Raw genomic sequence first — 13,856 nt, forward strand, 5'->3', positions numbered from 1 at the left:
TCTCTCTCTTGAGGACGGGAAGAAGAAAGATAAAATGAAACATTAACAATTAAAATTTAGAAATTATGATTGAAGTAACACTCTTTAAACAGAAACCTTATAGTCAGGAATATACAAATACTCTGACCGGTATAAAATCATTCAGAGTCATGGAATATCCTCCCAACTATGTGGATGTTGATTTGGTATTCGACATGATTGAACAGGAAAAACTGAAACCTGAGATTGATGCCATGAGATCTTTCTATGATACTGACCGTTCAAAGTATTCCGAACTTAAGGGAAAATTACCTGTCTGTCTCTTTGCCGGAACATTCGGAAGATTCTGTAATGATGCTCTTATTGCTCCTTCGGGGCTTGTAGTTGTTGATTTGGACAAGATTCCACCCCAGGATATGTCTGGTGTCTGGAATATGCTGGTCAATGATCCATATACCTATGCTGCATTCCTTTCCCCTTCCGGTAGAGGATATAAGGTTATTGTCCGTGTAGGGAATAATATGGATAATACCAGTCATAACGAATACCTTGATGCCTTGAAGGAATATTATAACTCTCCGTTCTGGGATGACTGTTGTAAAGGAATGTCCAGAGCTTGTTATCTAAGCAGTGACCCTGATCTTTATCGGAACAGGAACAGCAAGGTATGGACTATAAGAAAAAGTACTCCTCAACCAACGAATACAGGTAATCACAATCCTATAAGTCCTAAATACATGGTCTGTTCACCCAGTGAAGCAGCTAAAATCATAAATTTTCTGGAAGGTGGATTCTATAAATATCCGATGACACCAGGTCAAAGACATGATTCAGCCTTCAACAGAGCAAGGGAATTGGCTGAATGGGGATTTTCAGAGAGTGCGGCTTATGTCAATCTGAGAAAGTTCATAGAACCGGATTTCCCGGAAGAAGAGTTGAAACGTGAAATAAGAAATGCCTATAAGTGGGTTGATGGTAAAGGTAAAATTGGTAGTAAATATAGAAAAATTTAAGATTATGGATTACAAAAAATTATTGGGGGATATAATCAATGCCATTCCCCAACCGACTGCTTCAAACAACAAGAGGGGAACAAATGCTGAAATATGCTACAAGATACAACAAGTGGCAATCAGGGTCGGTCATCCTTTTCAGACTTTCAGGGACCAGCATGTTTATTCCTACACCGGAAAGTATTGGGTCAGTATAGATGATTTTGACCTGAAGATATTTCTCAGGGAAGCTTTGGGGAAAATGACAAATGATATGGTAGAGGCATCACAAAGGGAAGTGGTGGAAGGATTGTTCAAGCAGTTTCCATATACGGTGATGGGATTGGCCGTAGAGCAGGACAAGGAGAAAATCAACTTTCTGAACGGTACGCTTAATCTTAAAACCGGAAGACTGGAACAACATCTGTATTCGGATTATTTCAGGTATGTTCTCCCTTACCCCTATAACCCAAATGCGACGTGTCAGATGTTTATGAAGTACCTGGACAGAGTATTACCGGACAAAGACACTCAGAAAGTGTTAGCTGAATATATAGGCTGGATCTTTACACCATTGAAACTGGAGAAGTGTCTGTTTCTCTATGGTTCAGGAAAAAATGGGAAATCGGTGTTCGTTGATATTGTCGAGGCTCTTTTAGGCAAGGAGAATATTTCCCATGAGTCTCTATCGGATATGTGTGGAGAAAACGGAGACAGAAGCAGGGCAAATTTATCTGGGAAACTGTTGAATACCTGCTCTGATGTAGCCCCAAACGCTTTCTCGGGGGATATTTTCAAACGTATCGCCAGTGGGGAACCTATCAGCACCAGACAACTATATAAGGATGTGGCAACACTTACCGATTATGCAAAGATGCTTTTTTGTCTGAACGAGCTTCCGAAAACCAACGACAAATCGAACGGATATTTCAGGAGGTTTCTTATCGTTCCCTTCAAAGTCCAGATACCCAAACCGGAAGTGGATCCGAAACTGGCTGAGAAGATTGTTTCTACAGAGTTACCCGGAATTATGAACTGGGTACTTGAAGGTAGAGAACGGTTAATCACTCAATCCGGTTTTACTGAATCTTCATTATGCCAGAAACAATTGGAGGAATACCGTTATGGCAGTGGAGTACGGAAAAAGGTGAATCTAATCCTGCCTGATGGATTCAAGTTATAAAAGAAAAGAGGAGACTGAACTTAATTGCTCGGTCTCCTTTTAATTCTTGATTGTTTACTTATCATGTCAAATAGCTAAAAATAATCTAACTATAAAAGTTTATATATCTATATTGATAAAGTACCTTCCTATTTAAAAAAAGAATTGCTCAATAACTTTTCTATATTTTTCTTAACACCTTGATATTCTTCTTCTTTTAATAAAGGTATATTACTCTCTATTTCAATTAGATGACAATTTGTCGCATCAAATTCATCATCTTTGTTAATACCCAATATAAGCTGAGAATCAACTGGCTTGTTCTTTATTATATAGTTATTCATCTTCTTCATTGTTTCTGCATCAATAGAACTTTGACGTGGAGAATCTATGACAATTGGTGCAAATAGAGCCCTAGAATTCCCATTTATTATTTCTAGCATACTATAATTATAGGCTATAATACATCTAGGTGCAGCAGAACCAACACCCTTTACAACACCTGTAATTTTATTAGGCTTAGGATTAGAATTCGGTATAGAAAGTGCTATATATGCTTTATTGATAGAATTAGAAAATTTTTCCTCAATATTTTTTTGCTTTTCCTTATTATTTAATCGGCTTAATGATTCATTTAGACTATGTTCTAATAGTATTTTTTTATTCTTTTCCTCCATAAGTTTATTGCGTTGCATATCTATCACATCATGAAGTTTTTGATTTACTAAAGACTCGATTACATCTTCAAACGAGTAATTTTCTCTTTTTATAGCCAGTAAATTTTGTATAGCTACTATTTTTTCTACAACAACTTGTGTTTTATTTTCCACTGCATCAATTTTTCTATTCAAATCATCCAGGTTGCTTTGGAGATTTAATCTTAAATCTTTAGATTGGTCTATATCTAGCAGCATTTCATATCTCCCCACTTCACTATTTTCAACTTTTGATTGACAGATAGGACATATAAGAATATTTCGTTGTTGCAATGCAAACAAATAATCCTTTTCTATTTCCGATATATTATTATCTAATTGCTGTAATTGAAATTCGAGAGATATTTTTTGGTTATATAGCTCTGACAACTCGTTTAAGTGTTTTTTTTGAAGTTTTTTTAACTCTTCTGATTTTTCAACTAATTCTTTTTTTTCCGCATTAAATTTGTTTATATCGTAATTTATACTTCCTTTATCAAACTGTTTTTTTAATTGTCTGATAAATGTTTTTATCAGTTCAATAGAACGAGTACACTCTTTAATTTCTTTCTTTATCAGAATCAATCTATTTTTTGCATTGTTATAAGAGTCAGTATAAATGCCAGCATGATATAGTTGAGCTGTAGATTTTCCATTAGGTATACCAATTTTATAAAAAGAATTCCAAACAGAGTTCCATCCCCTATCTTGATCAATATAAAAAGGAGCAAATAAAAATCCTAATGGAATTACTCTCACATTATTCTCATTATCTAACATCTGGAATTCAATCCCCAATAATTCAGTTAATTTATCAGATACTTCCCATGAGTTTTTAGAACGAAATCTAAACGAACCATCACAATTATATAATATTATCTCATTACCAATGCGAAGTGATTGATATGTTATTCCATCTATTTTAAATTTTAATAAATATATAATATTAGCATCCAACCATCTTTGAGGCCAAACCTCGATTTCTGTACCTAATGAATAATATAATGATTTTATCAAGCTGGATTTACCTGATCCGTTTGCTCCTTTTATTATAACAACATGATAATCAAGATTTATTGTTAGTCCTCTCTTTTCTCTGTAAGAAAGAAATTGTATCTGAATAAACTTTATTTTTTTCATTACACTTTGTTCTTAGATATCGGATTAATAATTTAAGAGATGCACCTTTACTCATTATTGACTATATATAAAATTAATGCCTTTAAGTAATACTCACTATGTCTCATAAGATTAACATATTCCCTTTCAACCATATCATATATTTTACAACAATATTGATAAAGAGTTATATCATCTTCTATCTCAGTGGTTTTATAAACGCTTGATATATATTTAATCAGTTCCCTAATTTCATAATTTCTATAATCCATTAGATCGACCTGTATTTCTTTCCATGATCTTTGCAATTCCTTTATTGTTTTAAAACTAACCTTGTCGTTGTTAAGGATTCCAACAATATTTTCACAAGACCTTTTGAATGTTTCAAAATTATTTATCTCATTCAAATATATATCAAATCGTTTTTTAGTAAAACTTTTTTCACTAATTAAATCATCTGCGCTTGTTATATCCGTAGCATAACGAATTTTTCGTTCTATTTCATTATGTAGTGAATCATAAAATATTTTAGGCTTCAGATCTGGACTCAAATTACTTTCTTTTATAAAATCAGTGACTCGTCCAATCATGATTTCATTATGCAAATTATAGTGTAATTGATTTATAAAGAAGTACAAATTATCAAGCTTGCTAATATTTACTTTCGGATCTTCTTTTTCTAATCTTTTCTTTATTGAGGCTTGAGTAGTACTTTTTAAATCATAAAAATGAATCAAATTTTGAGAAGTACTCCCTATTTTCAGCATACTGCTTGATAAATAATCATTGGTAACAAAATATATATTTCTGGTATAACTTATTATAGCGAAATGAGATAACAATTTCCATAAAATAGAATGTCCACCTTTTTCATACTTTGTCAATCGGTTAATAGTCCATTGATTATTGTGGCTGGTTTTTATTTGATAAAAATCAACATTTTGCAAGTTTACCTCTCCATCTAAAACAACTATATCATCATGATAATCAAAAACAATAATATAGTCATTGCCAGATTTATGCAAGGTTAATAATTTGTCCATTCCCCAATCACATTGATAAGAGAAACCACCAGAAGCCCATGCTCCGCCTTTTTCTATAGGCTGATTCATTACTAGATTACTTAATGCATTCATTAATTACTTAACCTTACGATAAAACCTATGTTGCAAATATAATAAAAATAAACAATTTACCTATCCTTAAGTAATACTTTCTATAATTAGTTTCTTTATATACTAAAAAGTCGTTATACTGAAAAGTATTACGACTTTAATAAAATATGAACTATCCACCATTTCCAATTACTTATTCGTTCAGTTTATCCAATCCACAACAGTCTCTCCCTTATAACCTTTTTCCCACACGAACCAGGCATAGGCGATTGCATTTCCGTTGTTTGGGATGGCTGTAAAATCTCCATCCTTGGCAACAGAAGCGCAGGAAGAAAAGACATGGATTTTTCGTGGTGGATTGTCCCGGAAGAATGGTTTACGTCTTTTTCCCTCCAGGAATGTCAGCTTCAGGAACATGGCTATCTTTGTTCCTTCGTCAGATATATCCAAGGCTTTCTCTATAAATTCCAGGGCTATCTTATAAGGAGGGTTGGTAATGACAGCTCCATAAGGGTTTTCGGTGGCTTTCAGGAAATCAACTCCACCGGTACCATAACCACGATTTATCAAGTCAGTGGAATGAACCTTTTTGCCTAATTCTATCATTCTTTTAGAGAGGTGTCCCATTCCACAAGCAGGTTCCCATATCGTATCAGGGAACTTCTCCACCTCGAATAACCTGTCTATGGCTTCGGGGTATGTAGCATAAAAATCATGTTCCTTCCTTGCCGTACCGGAGTGGTTGGAAGCTCCGATTGTGGTATATATTGTATTTTTCATAGCTTTAGAATATTATCTGCATTAAGATTCGATCCGAATAGCATCTGATTCCGATATGTTCCACTGTCTGTCCCGTCTCTTCAAACAGCTGGAATTTATAGAACCTGATGAAGCTTGTGATATCAGTATAGAAGTTCTTCCCGGCAAATTTTAGTGGATGTATCATTGGATATCCACCGACAGCCTGTAGCTGGAATGCTCCTATTCCCACCCCGGTTATCAAGGCCATGTCCGCATCAAAAATGATTGGTGCGTCGGGATCATAGTCGAAGTCCCTGACAAAGAACATTCTGACCTCTTTCTCGCTGATCTCCTTTATTCTAAATTGCGCCATTCCAGAGGTGTATTCGTCCAATGATTCCTGCACCCGCGATTCCATTTCTTTAATGCTCATATTTGTATTGAGCACTTCTCCGTTTGCTATAAAATAGTTCTTCATAATGATTTAGGTTTAGTTTTTTGTGATGTGATTGTTAGTGTAATTCCCTGTTCTTTTTTTAGATAAGATATTAGTCCTGCATAAGAATCTACTCTCTTACGATCTCTCGGCATGACTGATAAAGCCTCCTGAAGTGTAAGATTAATACAGAATCCGGTTTTAAAAGCATCCCCATACTTGCGCTGGAGCAATGCTACGTCTTTCTTATACTTTTCAGGGATAGGTTTGGTGCTGTCTTTTGTCACGATAACACTTGGCACAGCATCATTTTCCAAGCGATTAGAAACTGATGATCTTGGCTCAGCTCCTAATATTCTGTTTATAAAGTCAGTGAACATAAAAATTCGATTTATATTTCAGATATTAGGCAGTGAGGCTGTGAAAATGGCAAAAACGCAGTTTGGAGAAGACAAACTCATGTTGTATTTAATTTTATTCAAGCTTTGATTAACATTCGTTGTTTTGTCCTTTGATTTACCATAACAAAACGCGGAAGAAAACGGCGGAAATCCTTATATCTGAACAAAGAAAAATTTATCAAGAAAAAGATAGAGATTTTCTTTGTTTTATTTTTTATTGAATCATTAAACCAATTTAATTATGGCAGACTTATTAATAGCAACAAAGGCTTTCTGTAATACATTAAAGGCAGGCTCTTTCACTGGAGATACTACAATGTGTCCTACAAGAAGCCAAATTGAATCAGCTGGTTTGTATATAAAAAAAGGTTATACCTATGCAACCGATCAGCTTGTTCCCCAAGATCATATAGAACGTCTTGATTGGGAATATACTTTCTCTGTAACTCCAACTACAACAACTATATCCGCGGCGGGAGGATCACAGAAATTCACAGTGACCTCGTATAAGAGACAATATAGTTATAGTAATGCAGGAAATCGTATCTATGTAGAGGGATCACAAACAAATGTAGGGTATACTAGTTCTAATAGTGGATCTGGTACTTGGACCGCCGCGAGTGATACTATTAGTTATAGAGCAAATACTGGATCAACACAGCCGAGCGGTACTATTACATGGACTCAATCTGAATCTTTTGGCTCTGATCCTAAGAAAACAGCTACTGCAACTCATAAACAAAATGCAGATTCTATCAGTTCTTATGATAATCCAACAGTTTCTTTGGCTTACAATTCAAATATTCCTGCATCTGGAAAAACAGCCGCTAATCCTACTTATTCTTATAATCAGGTTGTTCGTTGGGTATCAGGAAAAACCACAAATGTTACTTCTGGAGGTTCACTGACTTTTACTAAGGCATCTAATTCTGGGACGGGCACAACAAATTCTTCTACAGGATCTACTACAGCACCTTCTAAAGGAACAACTGCTTCAAGTCGGACCGTTGTAGCCACTGTAACTTTATCAGTAACTTTAAACGGTAAGACTGGTACTTCTGGTAGCGCCAATGTTTATCAGGCTGCTAACTCTTATTCTGATTCTTGGGAGAATTGGACTGTCAACATATCGGCCGACCCTGTAAGAATAGGTGCAAGAGGCGGTACATCCTTATTATCGGGAACAGCAGAAAGGAAAGGTATCAGGGAATGGGACTCAGGCAGTAAGGAAGACATAGACGATTCCGGAACACCTTTTTTCAGTATACCCGCACATAGTAACGGCTGGTCGTTATCGGAAAACATACTGACAGCGGTAGAGAATACAGGAGAGGAAAGAAGCGTTGTCGTTACCGCATCCCATGAAGAAGGCAGGAATGAAGTGGTGGTGTATCAGGAAGCAGGTGTAATCACATGGGAATATGTCTTCTCCATAGATACCGATTCCATGTCTGTTCCGGCCATAGGTGGAACGCAAAGGGTCAACGTATCTTCCCTGAAAAAGAAAATCATCAACGGAAAAGATTCGGGAGAAACGGAAACAGTAGGATTTTCCGTAGGATGGCATTCGGGAGATAACTTCAACTCCATAGACAGAAGCGGAATACCCGAATATGTGATGTTTGATGTCGGTAGGAATACTGGGAATGAGAGAACGGAATACGATATGTTTACCCAGGAAGAATCCGGAAGCACTATCCTTTTCACATGCAGCCAGGAAAGAGGATTGACAGGATTTATCGTCTGTGGAAGAAACGGTTATATTGAAAGGATAGAAATCTGATTTTACTTATTTTAACTTGTAGCTTATAGTAAATAATATTATGATTAGTATTTTTACATCAAAAATGTAGAAATTAAAAGTAAAATCATGAAAATCAGATTATTTTTTATGGCATTGTGTCTTTGTGTGTTTGCATCCTGTGAGAAGGATGAACCTGTTATTTCGGATGAACCTGTTGTTCCACCTACGGAACAGCCTGAGGAGCCTGAAACTCCTGTTGAACCGGAAGAGCCACAAGAGCCAATATCGACAGATGGGATAATTAACTGGAATAATGAATTTATAATTGTAGGAGATAATAATATGGCAAATATAGGAAGTGGGACATGGAATTGTATCACATATGGTAATGGAAAATATGTAGCAGTTGGAAGTGATGGAGATACCGCTTACTCAACTGACGGAGTCAATTGGAATAAAGGAAATATTGGTAACTTGAAAATATACAGATTAAATAGTGTTGCTTATGGAAATGGAAAATTTGTAGCGGTTGGAGAAACTAGAAATTTTACATCGGATGCGGCGAAGAGGATATATAGTACCGATGGAATAAATTGGAATAAGTCAGAAGAGTCTTATCCATATAATGACAGTCATTATAATGTAGCTTATGGGAATGGAAAGTTTGTCACAAGTATATATGCAGACGGAGACGTTCTGACTTCCTCTGATGGGATTACGTGGAGATATTCTGATAATGGTATTTCAGCAGGGACTCCACCCATAGCTTTTTTAAATGGAGAATTTATATCACTGTCTCATAATAGTACATATACATCAACTGATGGCAACTCTTGGAGCAAGAAATCAAATAATCTTGATTTCTTTGCAAAAAGTGTTTGTTACGGAAATGGGAAGTATGTTGCAGTTGGTAGTTATGATGATTATAAAGCAATCGCTTATTCCACTGATGCAATAAATTGGACTATAGGATGGAAGTTGCAGAAGGAACTTTATAGTGTCACCTATGGCAATGGGAAATTTGCAGCAATAGGTGAAGCAGGAACCACTTATATATCTGTAGACGGAGCCAATTGGTCTAAAGTAGATATTGGAATATCCGGAACGCTTTATGGGATTATTTCTGTTCAATAATCTCTCAGCACTCTATTAAACCTCTTTAAATCAGCCGGACTAAGTTCCGGCTTTTTTTATTGTTTCTTTATCGAACAGGAAAATGTCTAAGGATGATGAACAATAAATGGATGATGGTATCGGATATACAAAAACTACTATGGATGTATCATGAAAGCAGCGTACAGTATATAACAGCCTGCTAACATAATTCACAAATAAAAGAACTAAGCAGTTCATTGGGTATCTGGAAAAACAACAACGTTAACATCCGGCGGAACTCCATCATTTAACAGAACCTCGGGAACAGCAACAGTAAATTCTTCAAGTGGTTTAGCAGCACAAGGTTCAAAGGGTACTACACCATCTAATCAAACTACTGTAGCTGTTGTTTCATTAACTATTACGATGAATGGTAAATCTAGTTCAGCATCTAGCGCTAATGTTAGTCAAGCAGAAAACTCTTATTCAGATGCATGGAATACTTGGGTTGTAACATGTACTCCTAATCCTACAACAATCAGTGCGGCTGGTGGTACTTCAACACTATCAGGTACAGCACGTAGAACTGGTACTAGAACTTGGAGCTCGGGGAGTACACAGCCTTTAGATTCAGGGAATCAGAACGTAACAAGTTTCTCTATAGTATCCCCTGTTTCCGGTTTCTCAATTTCTGGGGCTGTTGTTACTGCTACATCTAATTCTGGAAGTTCTAGGAGTGTTCAAGTGAGAGGTACATACAGCAGTGTAAATTCTCCTGAAGCCACAATTACTCAATCAGCTGCAACAGAAAGTACTTATTATGAATATAGTATCAGTCTTAGTCCTACATCAGCATCTTTCAGCGCTACAGGTGAAAGTAAAAGTTTTACAGTTACATCTCAACGTAAACTTGTTACCGGAAATTCAGTATTTGGTATCACTTATGGAAACTGGGGAGATACCAGTTGGGAAATCTCTTCAACCAACTTGGGAATGATAATTGGTCAACTATTAACTATACATCAAGTACAAACTCAGTCTCTTCTCCGGTCTTGATACCTTCTTATCGATTTCGATGAAAGGCGAACAGCTGAAGCATGTGGGGGAAGGAACACAGACGAAAACTCACGATTAAAAAGGCAGGGTTTCAAGTGCTGAAAAGCCCTATGGACAGGATGAGATTAGTTCTTTTAATTGCCCGAAAGCCCATTGCTGAATAGTTCAAGGAAGAATTCGAGAAGTTAAGGCAGAACATACGCCGACCTATACAACCGCAAAGGAAAAGTAGAGGAATGAAATTGTAATCGACTTATTGCGCTGAAAAACAAAAAGCACCGTTCATGATGTCTTATGAATGACACTTTTTGTGTATATTTGTAAATAATAGTACATTGGGAACTATGCCGAGTGCGTGACGAGCAAAAAACTTTCGGAAAAATACACGTGAATACAGAACTATAACAATTTTAATTATTGATGTAATGAAAAAAGTAAAAATAACCGTATTAAGGAAAACTATTATTGAAGATTTGGCAAAGGAATATGGAATAGAGGGGTTGACAAAATGTCCTATGTTGAAAGAAAGTCAGGTATTTTATGCCGATTATGCAAAGCCAAAAGGTTTTTGTGATGAAGCATGGAAGGCAATTTATCAGTATGTATTTGCTTTGGCTCATGGTGCTTCAAAGGAAACTTTCTATTTTGGAGACTGGATAAAGAAACCGGGTGTAGCTATATGCAGCTGTAATGATGGTTTGCGACCCGTAATCTTTAAGTTGGAGGCTACAGATGAAGAATCCTCCTTAAATTATACACCTATAAAAGAGAACAATCAAGAATAAAGAAAGCCTCCGGCGGGGTTTTCGCTGGGGGATTCTGACCTTTGCACATCATAATCGAATTATCCATGAAAAAAATTATTCTATTGAGCCTCTTATATTTCCCGCTAAGTGGATTTGTGCAAAAAAACTATTTTTCCATAACGGGAAGAGCATTTGTAGAAGAATATATAGTTCCTAATCAAACAACAAAATCCCAATAGAGTGCTGGTACTTATATTCAAATTAAAGAAATGCCTGAACGTGGTTGGCTGACAGATACAGAAGGGTACTTCAAAATAGATAGCCTACGAGAGGGGAAATATCATCTAACATTCTCTTGTATTGGCCTTGAACGTGTAGATACCTTAATTCTCATTAATGATAACATAGATTTAAAGGTTATATTGTCAGACCTTAGCATTCAGATACCACAATTAAGCCTAATCCTTTCAAAAGAAGAAGAAAGCAATGTTCTGAAAGACAATTTTTGGGATAAATACGGACTTAAAGCATCATGGTACACAAAAGAAAGTTTACAAGATAAATCACAGCGAATAACAATCTTAGATTATTTCCACAAAGTCAAAAGAAATCAAATAATTTTCGACTATCTTGATAAGAAATACGGATATAGCTGGAGATTTGAAGCACCAAAGGGAATAATAGGATTAAACGAGAGGTTAGACACTTGTGAAATTTTTACAAATTGCAACTAACATCACCGGTTAAAAATAAGTTTAATAATCCACTTCTAGCCTTGTTGTTCACTTCCAATTTTTAAAAGTGGTAATTATAAAACGGCGAATCAAAGCATTCAGTTATATTTGATTTTCTGTTTCCGGATTAAATTATGATTCAGTAGTTATTTGTTTCTTCCCGTCCTCAAGAGAGAGAAGGGGGGAAAGGGGAAAGCGGAACCTCTAAAACCTATTTTTTTACTGATTTTTGAATGGATAAAATTGAGAAAGTTATAAAAAACAGCCTTTTTCACCCTCTTTTCCCCCATTTCCCCTCCTTTCCCCTTTGAGGTAGGGAAAGAAATAAAATCCAATCACAGAACCAATCATCCAAACTATAATCTCTTTGTCTTTTAGGGATAAGAAAAATACTCCCCCATATTTCCTATTATAATCAACCGGAAACAACAATCAGCCGCCAACAAAAAGAAGATTGGATGATACCTTACTATTCCACCAACAACATCATAAATAGCAGTCAACGGCCGGAATGATAAAAGTTCTCCAGTCATTTTGTCTTATCCCACCATTTGCAGATCGGATGAGATGATTGTCGGCAAAAAAATATAAAACTATGCCGATATTATTCATCCGGTTAAGAATATGGTGGATGACAGATAGAAAAACACTTAACCTGATTATATTCTCTTCTGCTACCATCATCTCCGACCAACCCCGAAGAAAGAAAAAAGAGAAACCAAGTATTACCTCAGTTTCCCTTCTTAATTTGATTATAACAGATTGGGTTCTGTCTCTTCTCCGTTCTGATAGCAATAGATGTCTAAATTTTCAGTAGTCATCCACTGGCAATTATTTAGTTTGAATCCATATTTTCCCTCGATTGTAGATAAGAAGGATTCAAAGGCCTCGTAATTCTCCGATTCCCTTAATTCTTCATCTGTCAGCCTTATGATATTCAGACAGCCGACACAAAAATCCAAAATCAATACATACCTTGGTTCCATAAATTCAATCCTCTTTTAAGTTATACCTTTTCAATAATATACTCACCTGCGAAGCTCTGAATTCCTTCCCCATAGCTGTAACAAATCCTTCACTATTCAGGATTCTAGCCATTTCAGACAAACTTCTATCTTCTCTTACTAAGTTTTTCAACAATGCTATGGCTCTCTTGTTATTGGGGTTATCAAGAGCTTTCTGATGATTGGTCTTGTTACTGTTCTCTACTGCTTGATTCAATTTATTCAATAGGTTCTCAGATTTCCCCAGCTTATATCCCCTTGATTTCTTGGCTTTCAGGGATTGTTTCGTTCTTTGGCTGATCAATCCCGCCTCATATTCCGCTATACTGCTGATGATATGTAGTACAAGTTTATTGGCCTCAGGAAAATCACAAAATACTATCTCGACATCGCTCTCCAACAATTTACTGGTGAAAGCGACATTTCTACTTAATCTATCCAGTTTTGCTACAATCAGGACAGAATTTGTTTTCCTGCATAATTCCAAAGCTTCAGTAAGTTTAGGTCTGTTGGATTTTCTTCCGCTTTCCGTTTCAATATATTCAGCAATCGTTTTTCTATCCTTCAGGTAATTCTGTATAATTTCTCTTTGTGCCTCTACGCCTAATCCTGATACTTCCTGTTTCACTGTGGATTGTCGTAAGTAAGCTACATAATTTTTCTGTTTCATAATTAACACTTATTTAACGTCCTTCTCGGTTACTGAATGTCCGTTCAATAACCTTTAAGCTGATTTATAAAAAAGGCTTTCCATGAGATTTCGAGTTCTTATAAATTCTACTCTCCCACAGAAAGCCCGTTATCATATTTCCCGATTTTTCAGAGAATCGCCGATAC

General features: G+C 36.0%; 14 protein-coding genes and 1 pseudogene. 8 read left to right on the forward strand and 7 right to left on the reverse strand.

Annotation, left to right across the window (positions count from 1 at the left end; all coding sequences use genetic code 11):
- The first annotated feature begins 65 nt into the window (after window positions 1–65).
- Both BUB52_RS07935 and BUB52_RS07940 read left to right on the forward strand, forming a co-directional pair.
- A complete protein-coding gene (locus BUB52_RS07935; RefSeq protein WP_009121109.1) occupies window positions 66–992 on the forward strand; it encodes a BT4734/BF3469 family protein in 927 nt (308 codons plus the stop codon).
- A gap of 4 nt (window positions 993–996) precedes the next feature.
- A complete protein-coding gene (locus BUB52_RS07940; RefSeq protein ID WP_254302447.1) occupies window positions 997–2,154 on the forward strand; it encodes a DNA primase family protein in 1,158 nt (385 codons plus the stop codon).
- A gap of 128 nt (window positions 2,155–2,282) precedes the next feature.
- Here the strand turns inward: BUB52_RS07940 and BUB52_RS07945 are convergent, their stop codons facing one another.
- From BUB52_RS07945 to BUB52_RS07965, 5 genes are all read right to left on the reverse strand, one after another.
- The gene (locus BUB52_RS07945) at window positions 2,283–3,968 is read right to left on the reverse strand and encodes an AAA family ATPase (RefSeq protein WP_009121107.1); all 1,686 of its coding nucleotides are present in this window, start codon (window positions 3,966–3,968) and stop codon (window positions 2,283–2,285) included.
- A gap of 47 nt (window positions 3,969–4,015) precedes the next feature.
- Window positions 4,016–5,059 carry a dsDNA nuclease domain-containing protein gene (locus tag BUB52_RS07950; RefSeq protein WP_157183389.1) on the reverse strand — a complete coding sequence of 348 codons (1,044 nt, stop codon included), beginning with the start codon at window positions 5,057–5,059 and terminating at the stop codon, window positions 4,016–4,018.
- Between the two features lie 204 nt (window positions 5,060–5,263).
- Window positions 5,264–5,842 (reverse strand): class I SAM-dependent methyltransferase, encoded by a 579-nt coding sequence (locus tag BUB52_RS07955; protein ID WP_009121105.1) that lies wholly within the window; start codon window positions 5,840–5,842, stop codon window positions 5,264–5,266.
- 4 nt (window positions 5,843–5,846) lie between these two features.
- Window positions 5,847–6,281 carry a hypothetical protein gene (locus tag BUB52_RS07960; RefSeq protein WP_009121104.1) on the reverse strand — a complete coding sequence of 145 codons (435 nt, stop codon included), beginning with the start codon at window positions 6,279–6,281 and terminating at the stop codon, window positions 5,847–5,849.
- Window positions 6,278–6,619, reverse strand: coding sequence for a hypothetical protein (locus BUB52_RS07965; RefSeq protein WP_009121103.1), 342 nt, complete (start codon window positions 6,617–6,619; stop codon window positions 6,278–6,280). Before BUB52_RS07965 ends, BUB52_RS07960 begins: the two co-directional genes overlap by 4 nt.
- Window positions 6,620–6,881: 262 nt before the next feature.
- On the opposite strand from BUB52_RS07965, the gene BUB52_RS15980 reads away from it, so the two are divergent.
- The 6 genes and pseudogenes from BUB52_RS15980 to BUB52_RS07985 all read left to right on the forward strand — a co-directional run bounded on the left by BUB52_RS15980 (window position 6,882) and on the right by BUB52_RS07985 (window position 12,015).
- Window positions 6,882–8,423 (forward strand): hypothetical protein, encoded by a 1,542-nt coding sequence (locus tag BUB52_RS15980; RefSeq protein ID WP_009121102.1) that lies wholly within the window; start codon window positions 6,882–6,884, stop codon window positions 8,421–8,423.
- Window positions 8,424–8,510: 87 nt separating this feature from the next.
- Entirely contained in the window at window positions 8,511–9,518 is a 1,008-nt protein-coding gene (locus tag BUB52_RS07975; RefSeq protein WP_009121101.1) for a beta propeller repeat protein, read from the forward strand.
- Between the two features lie 387 nt (window positions 9,519–9,905).
- Window positions 9,906–10,535: a hypothetical protein gene (locus BUB52_RS15595; protein ID WP_009121099.1), complete on the forward strand. Its 630-nt coding sequence runs from the start codon at window positions 9,906–9,908 to the stop codon at window positions 10,533–10,535.
- 53 nt (window positions 10,536–10,588) lie between these two features.
- Window positions 10,589–10,783, forward strand: a pseudogene (locus BUB52_RS15870) (MobV family relaxase); the annotation flags it as partial.
- A 177-nt stretch (window positions 10,784–10,960) separates the two neighbouring features.
- Window positions 10,961–11,320 (forward strand): TIGR04076 family protein, encoded by a 360-nt coding sequence (locus BUB52_RS07980; protein WP_009121097.1) that lies wholly within the window; start codon window positions 10,961–10,963, stop codon window positions 11,318–11,320.
- Window positions 11,321–11,550: 230 nt separating this feature from the next.
- Window positions 11,551–12,015, forward strand: coding sequence for an FEKKY domain-containing protein (locus BUB52_RS07985; protein ID WP_009121096.1), 465 nt, complete (start codon window positions 11,551–11,553; stop codon window positions 12,013–12,015).
- 752 nt (window positions 12,016–12,767) lie between these two features.
- On the opposite strand, the gene BUB52_RS07990 is transcribed toward BUB52_RS07985, so the two are convergent.
- Together BUB52_RS07990 and BUB52_RS07995 are read right to left on the reverse strand one after the other, a co-directional pair.
- A complete protein-coding gene (locus BUB52_RS07990; protein ID WP_009121093.1) occupies window positions 12,768–13,001 on the reverse strand; it encodes a hypothetical protein in 234 nt (77 codons plus the stop codon).
- Between the two features lie 4 nt (window positions 13,002–13,005).
- Window positions 13,006–13,689 carry a recombinase family protein gene (locus BUB52_RS07995; protein WP_009121092.1) on the reverse strand — a complete coding sequence of 228 codons (684 nt, stop codon included), beginning with the start codon at window positions 13,687–13,689 and terminating at the stop codon, window positions 13,006–13,008.
- Window positions 13,690–13,856: the final 167 nt, after the last annotated feature.

It is taken from the genome of Bacteroides clarus YIT 12056, assembly GCF_900129655.1.
Classification (GTDB): Bacteria; Bacteroidota; Bacteroidia; order Bacteroidales; family Bacteroidaceae; genus Bacteroides; species Bacteroides clarus.

What these genes read in the sequence shown, in the direction of transcription:
- BUB52_RS07935 (WP_009121109.1), top strand. Translation starts at nt 66, where the DNA reads ATGATTGAAGTAACACTCTTTAAACAGAAACCTTATAGTCAGGAATAT.
- BUB52_RS07940 (WP_254302447.1), top strand. Translation starts at nt 997, where the DNA reads ATGGATTACAAAAAATTATTGGGGGATATAATCAATGCCATTCCCCAA.
- BUB52_RS07945 (WP_009121107.1), bottom strand. Translation starts at nt 3,968, where the DNA reads ATGAAAAAAATAAAGTTTATTCAGATACAATTTCTTTCTTACAGAGAA.
- BUB52_RS07950 (WP_157183389.1), bottom strand. Translation starts at nt 5,059, where the DNA reads ATGAATCAGCCTATAGAAAAAGGCGGAGCATGGGCTTCTGGTGGTTTC.
- BUB52_RS07955 (WP_009121105.1), bottom strand. Translation starts at nt 5,842, where the DNA reads ATGAAAAATACAATATATACCACAATCGGAGCTTCCAACCACTCCGGT.
- BUB52_RS07960 (WP_009121104.1), bottom strand. Translation starts at nt 6,281, where the DNA reads ATGAAGAACTATTTTATAGCAAACGGAGAAGTGCTCAATACAAATATG.
- BUB52_RS07965 (WP_009121103.1), bottom strand. Translation starts at nt 6,619, where the DNA reads ATGTTCACTGACTTTATAAACAGAATATTAGGAGCTGAGCCAAGATCA.
- BUB52_RS15980 (WP_009121102.1), top strand. Translation starts at nt 6,882, where the DNA reads ATGGCAGACTTATTAATAGCAACAAAGGCTTTCTGTAATACATTAAAG.
- BUB52_RS07975 (WP_009121101.1), top strand. Translation starts at nt 8,511, where the DNA reads ATGAAAATCAGATTATTTTTTATGGCATTGTGTCTTTGTGTGTTTGCA.
- BUB52_RS15595 (WP_009121099.1), top strand. Translation starts at nt 9,906, where the DNA reads ATGAATGGTAAATCTAGTTCAGCATCTAGCGCTAATGTTAGTCAAGCA.
- BUB52_RS07980 (WP_009121097.1), top strand. Translation starts at nt 10,961, where the DNA reads ATGAAAAAAGTAAAAATAACCGTATTAAGGAAAACTATTATTGAAGAT.
- BUB52_RS07985 (WP_009121096.1), top strand. Translation starts at nt 11,551, where the DNA reads ATGCCTGAACGTGGTTGGCTGACAGATACAGAAGGGTACTTCAAAATA.
- BUB52_RS07990 (WP_009121093.1), bottom strand. Translation starts at nt 13,001, where the DNA reads ATGGAACCAAGGTATGTATTGATTTTGGATTTTTGTGTCGGCTGTCTG.
- BUB52_RS07995 (WP_009121092.1), bottom strand. Translation starts at nt 13,689, where the DNA reads ATGAAACAGAAAAATTATGTAGCTTACTTACGACAATCCACAGTGAAA.